The sequence below is a fragment of the Streptomyces sp. XD-27 genome (genome assembly GCF_030553055.1).
Classification (GTDB): Bacteria; Actinomycetota; Actinomycetes; order Streptomycetales; family Streptomycetaceae; genus Streptomyces.
The window spans coordinates 5,914,298-5,929,280 of the sequence record NZ_CP130713.1; the positions used below are offsets into that span (position 1 = coordinate 5,914,298).

General features: G+C 72.4%; 12 protein-coding genes. 9 read left to right on the forward strand and 3 right to left on the reverse strand.

The annotated features are described in order from the left end of the window. Positions 1-74: 74 nt before the first annotated feature. Positions 75-1,058 (forward strand): DUF4190 domain-containing protein, encoded by a 984-nt coding sequence (locus Q3Y56_RS25905; protein ID WP_304464219.1) that lies wholly within the window; start codon positions 75-77, stop codon positions 1,056-1,058. On the opposite strand, the gene Q3Y56_RS25910 is transcribed toward Q3Y56_RS25905, so the two are convergent. Next, complete coding sequence (locus Q3Y56_RS25910; protein WP_304464220.1) at positions 1,007-1,594, reverse strand: NADAR family protein; 588 nt, start codon at positions 1,592-1,594, stop codon at positions 1,007-1,009. The genes Q3Y56_RS25905 and Q3Y56_RS25910 overlap by 52 nt on opposite strands. A gap of 197 nt (positions 1,595-1,791) precedes the next feature. Here Q3Y56_RS25910 and Q3Y56_RS25915 point away from each other — a divergent pair, with 197 nt between their 5' ends. The 7 genes from Q3Y56_RS25915 to Q3Y56_RS25945 all read left to right on the forward strand — a co-directional run bounded on the left by Q3Y56_RS25915 (position 1,792) and on the right by Q3Y56_RS25945 (position 9,680). Continuing rightward, positions 1,792-3,324 (forward strand): gamma-aminobutyraldehyde dehydrogenase, encoded by a 1,533-nt coding sequence (locus Q3Y56_RS25915; protein ID WP_304464221.1) that lies wholly within the window; start codon positions 1,792-1,794, stop codon positions 3,322-3,324. 113 nt (positions 3,325-3,437) lie between these two features. Beyond that, complete coding sequence (locus Q3Y56_RS25920) at positions 3,438-4,682, forward strand: spermidine/putrescine ABC transporter substrate-binding protein (protein ID WP_304464222.1); 1,245 nt, start codon at positions 3,438-3,440, stop codon at positions 4,680-4,682. A 33-nt stretch (positions 4,683-4,715) separates the two neighbouring features. Next, positions 4,716-5,867 carry an ABC transporter ATP-binding protein gene (locus Q3Y56_RS25925; protein WP_304464223.1) on the forward strand — a complete coding sequence of 384 codons (1,152 nt, stop codon included), beginning with the start codon at positions 4,716-4,718 and terminating at the stop codon, positions 5,865-5,867. Further along, positions 5,864-6,787, forward strand: a complete 924-nt coding sequence (locus Q3Y56_RS25930) for an ABC transporter permease (protein WP_304464224.1) — start codon at positions 5,864-5,866, stop codon at positions 6,785-6,787. The genes Q3Y56_RS25925 and Q3Y56_RS25930 overlap by 4 nt, the downstream gene beginning before the upstream one ends. 62 nt (positions 6,788-6,849) lie before the next feature. Continuing rightward, on the forward strand, positions 6,850-7,647 hold the full coding sequence (locus tag Q3Y56_RS25935) for an ABC transporter permease (RefSeq protein WP_304465806.1): 798 nt from the start codon (positions 6,850-6,852) through the stop codon (positions 7,645-7,647). Between the two features lie 5 nt (positions 7,648-7,652). Beyond that, positions 7,653-9,065, forward strand: coding sequence for an FAD-binding oxidoreductase (locus Q3Y56_RS25940; RefSeq protein WP_304464225.1), 1,413 nt, complete (start codon positions 7,653-7,655; stop codon positions 9,063-9,065). Between the two features lie 144 nt (positions 9,066-9,209). Beyond that, entirely contained in the window at positions 9,210-9,680 is a 471-nt protein-coding gene (locus Q3Y56_RS25945; protein WP_304464226.1) for a hypothetical protein, read from the forward strand. Here the strand turns inward: Q3Y56_RS25945 and Q3Y56_RS33590 are convergent. Further along, on the reverse strand, positions 9,613-10,584 hold the full coding sequence (locus Q3Y56_RS33590; RefSeq protein WP_369696800.1) for a phosphatase PAP2 family protein: 972 nt from the start codon (positions 10,582-10,584) through the stop codon (positions 9,613-9,615). The genes Q3Y56_RS25945 and Q3Y56_RS33590 overlap by 68 nt on opposite strands. Before the next feature lie 537 nt (positions 10,585-11,121). Continuing rightward, positions 11,122-12,474 carry a 4-aminobutyrate--2-oxoglutarate transaminase gene (gene gabT, locus Q3Y56_RS25955; RefSeq protein ID WP_304464227.1) on the reverse strand — a complete coding sequence of 451 codons (1,353 nt, stop codon included), beginning with the start codon at positions 12,472-12,474 and terminating at the stop codon, positions 11,122-11,124. A 234-nt stretch (positions 12,475-12,708) separates the two neighbouring features. Here gabT and Q3Y56_RS25960 point away from each other — a divergent pair, with 234 nt between their 5' ends. Beyond that, on the forward strand, positions 12,709-14,946 hold the full coding sequence (locus Q3Y56_RS25960; RefSeq protein WP_304464228.1) for an ATP-binding protein: 2,238 nt from the start codon (positions 12,709-12,711) through the stop codon (positions 14,944-14,946). Positions 14,947-14,983: the final 37 nt, after the last annotated feature.

Below are 14,983 nucleotides of genomic sequence, written 5' to 3' on the forward strand. Positions count from 1 at the left end.
TCGTAGATGTGCGAGGGGCGCGGCCCGGCGGCAGGCCGTAGCATGACCGGCGACACAGCGTGTGGGGGAGGGCCATGGGCGACCAGTCCGAGCAGCAGTCCGGTCAGCCGAGCCGGGAACCGGAGCGTGCGGGGGAGCGCGAGCGGGATCCCTGGGCGCCGCCCGAGGACCGGGTGCCGCCGACCGAGGGCCAGGTGTCGCCCGGGAATCGGATGTCACCGGAGGACCGGGTGCCTCCGACCGAGGGTCGGGTGCCGCCGGAGGGCGCGATATCGCCGCCCGAGGACCGGGTGTCGCTGGGCAAGCCGCCGGTGAGCGGCCTGTCTGCCGCTCCGCCCGTCCCCGCTGCTCCGGGTGCTCAGTCCGGCCCCGGTGCTCCGCCGGTCCCGAGCACTCCGCCCGGCGCGGCCGGCGTCGGCATACCGAGCATGCCGACGCTGCCCGGCGTCCCGCTGGCGCCGCCGCAGACCGCCCCGCAGACCGCCCCGCCGGGCGCCCCGCCCGGTGCGGTGCCGCCGCCTCCGCTCGCCCCGACCGGCCCCGGCACCCCCAGCTCGTACCTGGGCGCCGCGCCCGTCCACGCCGCGTACGGCCAAGGCGGCTACGGCCAGGCCGGATACGGGCAGGGCGGCTACGGCCAGCCCGGATACGGCTTTCCCGGCGGCGGCCAGCCCGGCTACCCGCCCGGTCCGTACGCGCCCTACGGCGGCCCGGGGCCCTACGGCTGGCGCGGCTACCTCCCCGACAACGGCGCGGGCACCGCCGCCCTCGTGCTCGGCATCATCGGGCTGGTGTTCTTCTGGACCATGGTCCTCGGCATCATCCTGGGCGTCCTCGCGATCGTCTTCGGCTCGGTGGGCCGCTCCAAGGTGCTCAGCGGCGTGGCCGACAACAACGGGTCGGCGGTCTCCGGACTCGTCTGCGGGGTGGTCGCCGTCGTCGCGAGCATCATCATGATCTTCGCGGTCATCGCCGACGAGGATGACGACGACTACGACTCCGACCCCTACCGCGAGCTGGCCACGGTCCTGGTGGTCTCCCCGGACGCCAGCCGCTGACGCGCCTCCATCAGGGCGAACCCCAGCAGATTGAGCCCGCGCCAGCGGGCCGGGTCCTGGGCCCGCTCGTCGTCGGCCGCCAGGCCGATGCCCCAGACCCGGTCGACCGGGCTGGCCTCCACCAGCACCCGCGCACCCGTGCCCAGCAGGTAGTCGCGCAACGCCGGGTGCTGCCCGAACTTGTGCACGCTGCCCCGCACCACCAGCTCGAAGCGGTGCTCCAGCCACACCGCCTCCTGGAACCCGCGCACCGAGCGGCCCACGGCCTTGGCCGCATGGGGGTGTGACGCCGCTATCGCCCGCCGCTCGGCGTCCTCGTCGCCGAAGAGCCGGGCCTTGCCCGCCATCATCCAGTGCTCGGCGGTCGCGTACGCGACGCCGTCCACGGTGAACGGCGCGGGCCACCACTGGCTGAAGCACCCCGCCCCCACACCGCCGCCCTTCGGCGGCTGGTGCCCCCAGAACCACACGTACCTGAATCGCTCGCCGCGCGCCGTCCGCTCGACCAGCTCCGCCGCAGACCTCACCTCGTCCATGCCCGAATTCTGGCAGCGACCACTGACAGTGACGGACTCGTTTTCGCCGTCCCGCAGCCCGCTGATCACCGAATCCGTCGCGAAACCAAAAAGCAACAACGGAATCACTTGTTGATGCGTACCTCCTCTGTCAGGATCAGCCATCAATTCCGGTTGGAGCTACGCCTGACCCCTTCGCGGGGGGAGGAGAACGCGCGATGGATCAGCGGTTCGATGCGACGGAGCGGTTCGACGCGACAGGGCGGTTCACCGACGGCGCGCAGTACATCGGGGGCGCGCTGCGGCCCGGCACCTCGGGACGTACCCAGGCGGTGACCGACCCGGCCACCGGGCAGGAGGTCTTCCGCTACGAGCTCGCCGGGGCGGCCGACGTCGACGCCGCGGTGGCCGCCGCCCAGGCCGCGTTCCCCGGCTGGGCCGGGGCCACCCCCGGCGCGCGGTCCGACGCCCTGCACCGGTTCGCGGCCGTCCTCGCCGACCAGGCCGCGGACCTCGCCCGCGCCGAGTCGCTCCAGTGCGGCAAGCCCCTCAAGCTCACCACCGAGTTCGACGTGCCCGGCACGATCGACAACACCGCCTTCTTCGCCGGGGCCGCGCGGCACCTGGAGGGCCGGGCCGCCGCCGAGTACAGCGGCGACCACACCTCGTACGTCCGCCGCGAGCCCGTCGGCGTCATCGGCTCCATCGCCCCCTGGAACTACCCGCTCCAGATGGCGGCGTGGAAGATCCTCCCGGCCGTCGCCGCGGGCAACACCATCGTGCTCAAGCCCGCCGAGATCACCCCGCTCACCTCGTTGATGTTCGCCCAGGCCGCCACCGAGGCCGGTCTCCCGGACGGCGTGATCAACATCGTCTCCGGCGCGGGACCTGAGGCGGGCGAGCACCTGGTGGGCCACCCCGCCGTCGCCATGACCTCCTTCACCGGGTCGACGGCGGTCGGCAAGCGGGTCGCCGCCGTCGCCACCGGCACCGTCAAGCGCCTCCACCTCGAACTCGGCGGCAAGGCCCCCTTCGTCGTCTTCGACGACGCCGACCTGACCGCCGCCGTGCACGGCGCCGTCGCCGCCGCGCTCATCAACACCGGCCAGGACTGCACCGCCGCCACCCGCGCCTACGTCCAGCGCCCGCTGTACGACGCCTTCGTCGCCCAGGTCGCCGAGCTGATGGCGACCGTACGCCTCGGCGACCCCTTCGACCCCGCCACCGACCTGGGCCCGCTGGTCTCCCACGCCCAGCGCGACCGCGTCGCCGGATGCGTGGACCGGGCCCGCTCGTACGCCACCGTCGTCACCGGCGGCGAGGCACCCCAGGGCGCGCTGGCCAAGGGCGCGTACTACCGACCCACACTGATCACCGGAGCCCCCCAGGACAGCGAGATCGTCCAGGCCGAGATCTTCGGCCCGGTCCTGGTCGTGCTGCCCTTCGACAGCGACGACGAGGGACTGGCCCTGGCCGACGACACCCCCTACGGGCTCGCCGCCTCCGCCTGGACCCGCGACGTCTACCGGGCCGGCCGCGCCACCCGCGAGCTCAGGTCCGGCTGCGTGTGGATCAACGACCACATCCCGATCATCAGCGAGATGCCGCACGGCGGCGCCAAGGCGTCGGGCTACGGCAAGGACATGTCCGTGTACTCGTTCGATGAGTACACGCAGGTCAAGCACGTGATGTACGACAATACGGCGGTGCCCCGGAAGGACTGGCACCGCACGGTCTTCGGGGACCGCTGACTCCCTCTCGGAGACGGCCGACCCCTTCTCCGAAGACCGCTGACTCCTTCTTCGGGGGACCGCTTCCCACCCTCACCGGCCGACCACCGGACCGACGCAAGGAAGGCCACAGCATGGCGCACCACCAGCCCGAGAGCCTGTCCCCGCCGCAGCTCGCCGCCATCCGGCGCAGCCTCACCAGCGGCCGGGCGGCGCTCACCCGCCGGTCACTGCTGCGCGCGGGCGGCGCCGGGGCGCTGGCCGCCGGTGGGCTCGGGACGCTCAGCGCGTGCGGCATCCCGCCCGCCACCCGCGCCGACAGCGGCCCGTCCGACGACCACTCGGACGAGGAGAAGCGCCTCACCTTCTCCAACTGGACCGAGTACATGGACGTCAGCGACGACGGCAAGCACCGGCCGACGCTGGAGGAGTTCCAGCGCCGCACCGGCATCACGGTCAAGTACACCGAGGACATCAACGACAACGTCGAGTTCTTCGGCAAGGTCAAACCGCAGCTCGCGGCGGGCAAGGGCATCGACCGCGACCTGATCTGCGTCACCGACTGGATGGCCGGCCGGATGATCCGGCTCGGCTGGATGCAGAAGCTGGACCCCGCCAACCTGCCCCACGCCTACGCCAACCTGTCCGCCCCCTTCCGCAGTCCCGACTGGGACCCGGGCCGCGCCCACTCCTATACCTGGACCGGCATCCCCGCCGTCATCGCGTACAACAAGAAGGCCACCGGCGGCCGCAAGGTCACCTCCATCAGCCAGCTGCTGGAGGACCCGAAGCTCAAGGGCCGGGTCGGGATGCTCACCGAGATGCGCGACACCGTCGGCCTCACCCTCCTCGACATGGGCAAGCGCCCCGAGCACTGCACCGCCGACGACTACGACGCCGCCATCGCGCGGATCCAGAAGGCCGTCGACAAGGGCCACATCCGCCGCTTCACCGGCAACGACTACACCAACGACCTCGACAAGGGCGACCTCGCCGCCTGCGTCGCCTGGGCCGGAGACCTCATGCAGCTCCAGGCCGACAACCCGGCGATCGACTTCGCCATCCCCGACGCCGGCTACATGATCTCCACCGACAACCTGCTCGTACCGGCCGGGGCCCGGCACCGGAAGAACGCCGAACGGCTCATCGACTACTACTACGAGCCCAAGGTCGCCGCGCAGCTCGCCGCCTGGATCAACTACGTCTGCCCGGTCGACGGCGTCCGCGAGGAACTCGCGAAGATCGACAAGAGTCTGGCCGAGAACCCGCTGATCCTCCCGGACGAGGAGACGGCGGCCAAGGCGCACGCCTTCCGCTCCCTGTCCAGCAAGGAAGAGACGGCGTTCGAGGACAAGTTCGCCACGCTCATCGGCGCCTGACCCACCGGCCTGACGAAACGGAAGACACCTCCCATGACCGCTTCCCCCTCCGGTGGAGACGTCCGCCTCACCGGCCTCGGCAAGACCTACGGCTCCTTCACCGCCGTCCACCCCCTGGACCTGACGATCCCCGCCGGCTCCTTCTTCGCCCTCCTCGGCGCGTCCGGCTGCGGCAAGACCACCACCCTGCGCATGATCGCCGGGCTGGAGGACCCCACCACCGGCACCGTCGAACTCGCCGGGAAGGACGTCACCGACCTGCCGCCCTACAAGCGCCCCGTCAACACCGTCTTCCAGAGCTACGCCCTCTTCCCGCACCTGGACATCTACGAGAACGTCGCCTTCGGGCTGCGCCGCCGCGGCATCAAGTCCGTGAAGAAGCAGGTCGGCGAGATGCTCGACCTCGTCCAGCTCGGCGACCTCGCCCGCCGCAAGCCGCAGCAGCTCTCCGGCGGCCAGCAGCAGCGCGTGGCCGTCGCCCGTGCCCTCATCAACCACCCGCAGGTGCTGCTGCTGGACGAGCCGCTCGGCGCCCTCGACCTCAAGCTCCGCCGCCAGATGCAGCTCGAACTCAAGCGCATCCAGACCGAGGTCGGCATCACCTTCGTCCACGTCACCCACGACCAGGAGGAGGCCATGACCATGGCCGACACGGTCGCGGTGATGAACGGCGGCCGCGTCGAGCAACTGGGCGCCCCCGCCGACCTGTACGAGAACCCGCGCACGACCTTCGTCGCCAACTTCCTGGGCACCTCCAACCTCATCGCCGCCGAGGTCGTCGGCACCGGCGGCGACGCACTGACGCTGCGCGCCGGGGACTCCAAGCTCGCCCTGCCCGCCGCACGATGTACCGCCACCGCCCGCACCGGCGGCACCGTGCTGGTCGGCGTACGCCCCGAGAAGATCACCCTCACCCACGCCGACGACGCCGACACCGTGCCCGGCGGACGCAACCGCCTCCCCGGCCGGATCGCCGACTCCAGCTTCATCGGCGTCTCCACCCAGTACGTCGTCGACAGCCCGGCCGGCGCCGCGCTCGCCGTCTACGAGCAGAACATCGAGCGCGACCCGCGGTTGGTCCCCGGCGCCGAGGTCGTCCTGCACTGGAACCCCGCGCACACCTTCGGGCTCGACGCGGACCAGGACGCCCAGGCGGGCACCGAGCTGGACGAGGAAGCAGCATGACGGCCACCAAGGCGCCGCCGGCGCCCGAACCAGCCCTGGAGCTCCGCAAGCCCGCCACCCGCAAGCGGCTCGTGCCGTACTGGCTGCTGCTGCCCGGCATCGTGTGGCTGCTGGTGTTCTTCGCCGCCCCGCTGGTCTACCAGGCGTCCACCTCCCTGCAGACCGGCTCCCTCGAAAAGGGCTTCGAGGTCACCTGGCACGTCCAGACGTACGCCGACGCGCTCACCGAGTACTACCCGCAGTTCCTGCGCTCGGTGGCCTACGCGGGCACCGCCACCGCCCTGTGCCTGCTGCTCGGCTACCCCCTGGCCTACCTCATCGCCTTCAAGGCAGGCCGCTGGCGCAACGTGCTGATGATCCTGGTCATCGCGCCGTTCTTCACCAGCTTCCTGATCCGCACCCTCGCCTGGAAGACGATCCTGTCCGACAGCGGCACGGTCGTCTCCGTCCTGAACTCCCTGCACATCCTGGACGTGACCAGCTGGCTGGGCGTCACCGAGGGGGAGCGGGTGCTGGCCACCCCGCTGGCCGTCGTCTGCGGACTGACGTACAACTTCCTACCCTTCATGATCCTGCCGCTCTACACCTCCCTGGAGCGCATCGACGGCAGGCTGCACGAGGCGGCCGGCGACCTGTACGCGCGCCCCTTCACCACCTTCCGCAAGGTGACCTTCCCGCTGTCGATGCCGGGCGTCGTGGCGGGCACCCTGCTCACCTTCATCCCGGCCACCGGCGACTACATCAACGCCGAACTGCTCGGCGCCGCCAACCAGAAGATGGTCGGCAACGTCATCCAGTCGCAGTTCCTGCGGGTGCTGGACTACCCGACGGCCGCCGCGCTGTCGTTCATCCTCATGGCGGCGATCCTCGCCATGGTCACCGTCTACATCCGCAAGTCCGGGACGGAGGACCTGGTCTGATGACCGCATCGAGCGCACCGAAAGCACCGAAGGCACCGAAGGCACCGAAGGCACGGAGCCCACTGACCGCGCTGACCCGCTGGCTGCGCAGGAACCTCGTGGTGCTGGCGGGGCTCGCCACCCTCGCCTACCTGGTCCTGCCCAACATCGTGGTCCTGGTCTTCTCCTTCAACAAGCCCAACGGCCGCTTCAACTACACCTGGCAGCGGTTCTCCACCGACGCCTGGACCGACCCGTGCGGCGTCGCCGACCTGTGCGGATCGCTCTCCCTCAGCCTGCAGATCGCGATATGGGCCACCGTCGGGGCGACCGTCCTCGGCACGATGATCGCCTTCGCGCTCGCCCGCTACCGCTTCCGGGCCCGCGGCGCGGTCAGCAGCCTGATCTTCCTGCCGATGGCGATGCCCGAGGTCGTCATGGCCGCCTCGCTGGCCACCCTCTTCCTCAACATGGGCGTGGACTTCGGCTTCTGGACGATCCTCATCGCGCACATCATGTTCTGCCTGAGCTTCGTCGTCACCGCCGTCAAGGCCCGCGTGATGAGCATGGACCCGCGACTGGAGCAGGCCGCCCAGGACCTCTACGCCTCCCCGGCCCAGACCTTCCTGCGCGTCACCCTGCCGATCGCCGCGCCCGGCATCGCCGCCGGCGCGCTGCTGTCCTTCGCGCTCTCCTTCGACGACTTCATCATCACCAACTTCAACGCCGGATCGACCGTGACCTTCCCCATGTTCGTCTGGGGATCGGCACAGCGCGGCACGCCCGTCCAGATCAACGTGATCGGAACCGCGATGTTCGCCCTCGCCGTGCTGTGCGTACTCGTCGGCCAACTGGCCGGCACTCGCCGCAGAAGGAGCTGAGAATCATGGCCTCAGCAGCCATGAACCCTGTACGAAGCCTTTCCGACGCCCACCCCACGCCCTTCTGGCTGGACGACCCCGCCCGGCCCGAGGCCCGCCCCGCCCTCGTCGGCGACGAGCAGTGCGACCTGCTCGTCATCGGCGGCGGCTACACCGGCCTGTGGACCGCGCTGCGCGCCAAGGAACGCGACCCGCAAAGGGACGTCGTCCTGGTGGAAGCCCAGGAGGTCGGCTGGGCGGCCTCCGGCCGCAACGGCGGCTTCTGCGCCGCCTCCCTCACCCACGGCCTCGGCAACGGGATGTCCCGCTGGCCCGGGGAACTGCCCGCGCTCGAACGCCTCGGGCAGCGCAACCTCGACGAGATCGAAGCCACCGTCGCCCGCTACGCCATCGACTGCGACTTCGAACGCAGCGGCGAGATCGACGTGGCCACCGCCCCCCACCAGATCGCGGAGCTCCAACAGACCGCCCGCGACGCCGAACGGCTGGGGCTGGGCGGCTACGAGTTCCTCGACCGTGACGCCGTACGCGCCGAGGTCGACTCGCCCACCTTCCTGGCCGGGCTGTGGAACCGCACCGGCGTGGCCATGCTGCACCCGGCCAGGCTCGCCTGGGGGCTCAAGCGCGCCTGCCTGGAGCTGGGCGTACGGATCTACGAGCACACCCCCGCCGAGCGGCCGGTCACCGGCGGCGGCGCGGTGCGCGTGGCCACTCCGTACGGCCGGGTCCGCGCCCGGCGGGTGGCCCTGGGGACCAACGCCTTCCCGTCCCCGGTGCGGCGCATCCGCCCGTACGTCGTACCCGTCTACGACCACGCGCTGATGACCGAGCCGCTGAGCCCCGACCAACTCGCCGCCGTCGGCTGGCAGCGCCGCCAGGGACTCAGCGACAGCGCCAACCACTTCCACTACTTCCGGATCACCGCCGACCAGCGCATCCTGTGGGGCGGTCACGACATCGTCTACCGCTTCGGGCAGCGCGTCCGCGCCGAACACGACCACCGCCCCGCCACCTACCGCACCCTCGCCGAGCACTTCTTCCGCTGCTTCCCGCAACTGGAGGGCGTACGGTTCAGCCACGCCTGGGGCGGCGCGATCGACACCTGCTCGCGGTTCTCCGCCTTCTTCGGCACCGCGCACGGCGGGCGGATCGGCTACGCCCTGGGCTACACCGGCCTCGGCGTCGGCGCCACCCGCTTCGGGGCGGACGTGATGCTGGACCTGCTGGACGGCCAGGACACCGAGCGCACCCGGCTGCGCATGGTCCGCAGCAAGCCGCTGCCGTTCCCGCCGGAGCCGCTGCGCTGGGCCGGGATCGGGATCACGCAGTGGTCGATGACCCGCGCGGACCGGCGGGGCGGGCGCCGCAACCTGTGGCTCAAGGCCATGGACAAGGCGGGCCTGGGCTTCGACAGCTGACACCGACGGCGGACGCGGACGTCGGGGCTGACCCCGGCGGCCGCGCCGGCGATGGGCGGTCGAAAGCCGTGTAAGGATCCGCGCCGTCGCCCTTCTCCTCCTCTGAGCGCGCCACGCGGCGCGTACGAAGAGCGGAGGCTTGGCATGACGGGCACGGGCGGCGGCATGGGCACCACGGGGCGCGGCGCGCTGGACTGGCTGGTCTCGGCGGCCCTCGACCCCGGCGTCTGCCGGTGGGAGTGGGAGCGCAGCCCCCTGGGGGTGGCGCTGCTGCCCGCCGGCAGGCTCTGGGACGTCCTGGTCCTGCCCGGCGAGCTGGGGGCGGCGGCGCTGGAGGTGCTGTGCCGCCGCGCCGACCGGCCGGGCCCGGTCGTCACCGCCTTCGGCGGCGCCCAGGTGGGCTACTTCGTCCCGGCGGGCACGACCGGCCGCTGGCTCGGCACCGGCGTACGCGGGGTCTCGACCGGTGCCTGGGTCGTGGTGCCGCATCCGGGGCGGGCGAGCGGCGGGATGCGCTGGCTCGTCGCGCCGGACGGCTCGGGACGCCTCACCGATCCGGTGGTCCTGGAGCTCGCGATGCATGAGGCCGCCGCCCGGCTGGTGTACGGCGGCTGACGCGGTGCGGCGGATCGCACCGGCTCCGTACGACGGGGACGGCCGACCGCGCCACGCCCGACACGGCCGTCAGCAGGACACCGGACAGGCACCAGGCGCCGATGACGTCGAGCGGCCAGTGGTAGCCGCGCAGCACCAGGCCCGTGCCCACGCAGAGGTTCAGCAGCGCGACCGCCGCGGCGACGGTGATCGTGGTGCGGCGGTGTGGGTCGCGGCCGTCGCGGACCTTGTGGCCGGGGCTGCCGCCGCGGACCTCGCTGCTGTCGTGGATGTGGCTGCCGTGGCGGACATCGTGGACGTCGCGGCGCCGCGCGCCGTCGCGCCGCTCGGTGCGGTGGCAGAGCAGGACCAGCAGCGCCGCCCCGCCGTACGCGACCGTGGCCGTCGCCGTATGGCCCGACGGGTAGAAGCCCTCCGCACCGGCCAGCGGGCCGGGCGGCGCCGAGCGGTCGATCAGCGCCTTCAGCGGGGCGACGACCACCGGCACCGCCACCATGGCCGCGGCCGCGGCGAGCGGCGGCGGCCACCAGCGGGCACCGGCCCGGCGCAGCCGCAGGCCCGTATAGACCAGCGCCGCGCCCAGCACGGGCAGCGCCACGGTCATGTTGCCGAGGTCGGCGAGGAACTCAGCGAGCCCGCCGGGCAGGAGTCGGCCGCGTGCGCCGCGCCCGATCCGCTCGTCGAGGGAGCGCAGCGGTCCTCGGGCGGCAACCTGCCAGGTGACGACCGCGAAGAGCAGCGCGCAGCACGCGGCGAGTGTCAGAGGCGCCCGCCCGGGACGCGGGACTCGGAGCGTACGGAGGGCAGGGAGCGCACGGGGTGCACGGGCTGGATGATCCGCACGGGCTGGATCGTTCGTACGGGCGTGATGGTTCGTACGGGCGTGATGGTTCGCACGGGGCATACGGGGTCCGAAGAGCGCGGGGCGCTGGGAGTACGAGGGCGCTGGGAGTACCGGGGGGGGGGGGGGGGGGGGGGGGGGGGGGGGGGGGCGCCGGGTGCGGAGGAAAGCCGACGGCCCCGGAACAGGGGGGGGGTGGTTCCGGGGCCGCCGTGGCGACCGGTGGACCGCGCGCCCCGGGGGGTTTGGGGCGGGCGGCCGTCCGATCGGTGAGGAGATCCGGAGCCGGAGGCTCCAGTGGTGTGCGCGAGGGCACGGCCGGGCCGGAACCAGGGAAGCGCCGACACGGCGCCGCTCGCAGTCCCCTGCGAGCGGGGTGTTTCTCTCATCTGCAGAAACCGTACGGCAGCCGGGCCGGGCCGGACAGGCGGATCACCTGTCCGACATGGCCCCCGCACATCTTCTTCACGCCGCCCCCGCCGTGCACCCCGCCGAGGATGACGGACCGTCACCTCGGGCAGGGGTGTACGGCGCGGGCGCGACGGGTGAAGGAGCCTGGGAGTCGTCCCCCATGGCCCCCGGAGGGCCGGGAAGTGCTGGTCAGAGCTGCGCGAACGCGCCCTCGAGGATGTCCAGGCCCTCGTTGAGGAGGTCCTCGCCGATCACCAGCGGCGGCAGGAAGCGCAGCACGTTGCCGTACGTACCGCAGGTCAGGACCAGCAGCCCCTCGGCGTGGCAGGCCTTGGCCAGGGCGCCGGCGGCCTCCGGGTGCGGCTCCTTGGTGGCCGGGTCCTTCACCAGCTCGATCGCGATCATCGCGCCGCGGCCGCGGATGTCGCCGATGATCCCGTACTTCTCCTGCATCGCGGAGAGGCGGCCCTTCATGACCTCCTCGATGCGCTTGGCCTTGGCGTTGAGGTCCAGCTCCCGCATGGTCTCGATGGCGCCGAGCGCGGCGGCGCAGGCCACCGGGTTGCCGCCGTAGGTGCCACCGAGGCCGCCCGCGTGCGCGGCGTCCATGATCTCGGCGCGGCCGGTAACGGCGGCGAGCGGCAGACCGCCCGCGATGCCCTTGGCGGTGGTGATCAGGTCCGGGACGATGCCCTCGTCCTCGCAGGCGAACCACTGGCCGGTCCGGCAGAAACCGGACTGGATCTCGTCCGCGACGAAGACGATGCCGTTGTCGTTGGCGAACTTCACGATCGCGGGCAGGAAGCCCTTGGCGGGCTCGATGAAGCCGCCCTCGCCGAGCACCGGCTCGATGATGATCGCGGCGACGTTCTCGGCGCCGACCTGCTTGGTGATCTGGTCGATGGCCTGGGCTGCGGCCTCCGGGCCGCAGTTCTCCGCACCGGTCGGCCAGCGGTAGCCGTAGGCGACCGGGACGCGGTAGACCTCGGGCGCGAACGGGCCGAAGCCGTGCTTGTACGGCATGTTCTTGGCGGTGAGCGCCATGGTGAGGTTGGTGCGGCCGTGGTAGCCGTGGTCGAAGACCACGACCGCCTGGCGCTTGGTGTGGGCGCGGGCGATCTTGACGGCGTTCTCGACGGCCTCGGCGCCGGAGTTGAACAGCGCGGACTTCTTGGCGTGGTCGCCCGGGGTGAGCCGCGCGAGCTCCTCGCACACCTCCACGTAGCCCTCGTACGGGGTCACCATGAAACAGGTGTGCGTGAAGTCGGCGAGCTGCGCGGAGGCGCGGCGCACCACGGCCTCGGCGCTGGAGCCGACCGAGGTCACGGCGATACCGGAACCGAAGTCGATCAGCGAGTTGCCGTCCACGTCCTCGATGACGCCGCCGCCGGCGCGCACCGTGAACACCGGCAGCACGGAGCCGACACCCCCCGCGACGGCGGCGCTGCGGCGCGCCTGCAGCTCCTGGGACTTCGGGCCGGGGATCGCGGTGACGACGCGGCGCTCCTGCGGAAGGGACGGGCCTCCGGACAGTTCGGTCATGAGGTGCTCCAGGGGAAAGATCAGGGGTTTTAGTCGCAGGCTAGGGGCGCGGGAGCGGATGGGGCATGTTCCGTTCGGGAGCAGTGGACGTGTTGCGTTGTCCGCGACGGACATAGCGGGGGTGGCGGCGGGGGTCGTCGGCGGGGCGGGCAGTGGCGCGGGGGCGGTGAACTCCTCGGCTGGGCCCACTAGATTGAGTGGATTGAATGGCTGGGCAGGGGCAAGGGGCGGCGCATGGACACCGAGGGCACGTATGACGCGCGCGGGACGCGGGGGGACGCGGTCCCCCGTCCGGCCGAACCGCCGATGCCGCCTGCGCCAGGGGCGGCGGGGCCGCTGCTTCCGCCTCCGCCACCGCCGGTGACGCCACCTGCCCCGGCCGCCCCGCCGGCGCCGTCCACACCGTCCGTACCGGCCGCACCGCCTGTACCGCCTCCGCCGGTGACGCCGACCGCGCCGTCGGTGCCGCCGCCGTTCATCGCGTGGCTGCGCACGCCGCGGCCGGCGGCGGGGCCGGGGGTGTGGGTGTACGGGCACAAGCCGAAGCCGCCGGAGGACCCGGACCGGGTCCCCGCGCGCAGGCTGTTCAGCGGTGCGTTGATCGCACTGCTGTGCACGTGGCTGCTGTGGTCGCTGATCACGAAAGATTACTTGGGGGGGTACTGGTTCTGGCCGCTCGAAGTGCTGCTGGATCTGTTCGGGTACGACCCGGAGGGCGACAGAGAAACTCTCGTTTGGATCGCGCGGTGCTACGACACTTTGTGGTTTGTGATCATTGCCGCTGTCTTCAGCCGCGTCGGTCACTGGGGAGAGGTCTTCCGCCGCTTCGTCGCACTCCTCCGCCGCATGGGGGATCACCCCTCTGCTCCACACGGCACCCCCCAGAACCCCCAAACAGACCCCGTCGAGTGGCCCGAGCTCCGTGCCGCCGGGGCTCACAGCGCCGCCGATCGGCTCGCCGCCGAGGCGCGTGGTGGGCGGATGAACGATGTGGACCACGCCCGGATCGACCGCGCCTGGCAGTCCGTCCGCGCCCAGCCCACCCGGCTCGCCGCCTTCACCGACACCGTGCTGCGGCACGGCGCCGCCGCCTGTGCGCATCCGTCCGGGGTGCGCGACCTCCCGGTACGGACCGCGCAGCACGACCTCGTCGCCCACCAGGTCCGGATCGGCACCGCCATCGACGACCTCCGCAATCCCTACGAGCACCGCGGGGTCAGCCTCGCCCTCGAGCCGGGGGTGCTCGGCACCTCGCTGCTGGCCGTCGGGCCGCCCGGGGCCGGGAAGACCGGGCGGCTGGTGCGGCCCGTCGTGGAGTCGCTGTGCCTCCAGGCCCTCGCCGGGCAGGCGGCCGTCGTGGCCGTGGGCGCGGCCGACGCGGGGATCGGGCCGGACGACGCGTTCGACGTCGTCGTGAAGATCGGCCGCCCCGAATCCGCCTACGACCTCGACCTCTACGGCGGCACCACCGACCCCGACGAGGCGGCCGGCGTGCTCGCCGAAGCGCTCGTCGGCGACATGGCGCACGCCCTGCCCGGCGGCGACAGCCGTCGGGCCGCCACCGCACTCGCCCAGCTCCTCGGTCCGTTCCGCGCCGCCCACGGGCGCTTCCCCTCCGTACCGGAGCTGCGCGAGCTGCTCGACGGATCGAAGACCGCCGTCAACGCGCTGCGCGACGCGCTGGACGCCGCGGGCGAGTCCGCGCAGGCCCGCGAGCTCGACGCGCGCGTCCGCCAGTCGACCGCCGCCGGGGACCCCGGCGTGCTGCTCGCCGACCGCATCGCGCTGCTGGACCGGCCCGCCTTCGCGGACTTCTTCAACACCCGGGGCGACCGGCGGCCCTTCTCCCTGCGCGCGCTGGAGCACCCGCTGCGGGTCCGTATCGACCTGCCCGAACGCGGCCACGCCGAGGCCTCCCGGATGCTGGCGCGCCTCGTCCTCGCGCAGTTCACCGAGTGCGCGGCGGGCCGTGCCGACCGGTCGCTCTTCGCCTGCCTGGTGCTCGACGACGCCTCCCACACCATCACCCCCGAGGCGCTGCGCGGCATCCAGCGGCTGCGCGCCGCCAACGCCGGAGCCGTGCTGACCCTCCGCACGCTCGACGACGTGCCCGAGGCGCTGCGCAGCGCGCTGCTCGGCGCGGTCGGCTGCCGTATGGCGTACGCGGGGGTCACCACCTGGGACGGCGCGCGGTTCGCCGAGGTGTGGGGAACGGCGTGGGTGGAGACCCGGGACGTCACCGACCGCCAGATCATCTCCGACGAGCCGATGACGAAGGTGCTGCACTTCATCCGCAAGGTGGTGACCGGCAAGGCCGCGACCATCCAGTCCGTCACCGTACGGAAGGTGGAGCGCGAACGCTGGTCGGCGTCCGAGCTGGCGCACTCCGTACCGCCGGGGCACGCGGTCCTCTCCGTCACCTCCGTACGGGGCGACAGCGCCCCGCCGGTCCTGGTCGACCTGCGGGGCTGAGCGGTACGACGCCGAATCCGCCACTGAGGCAGAATTG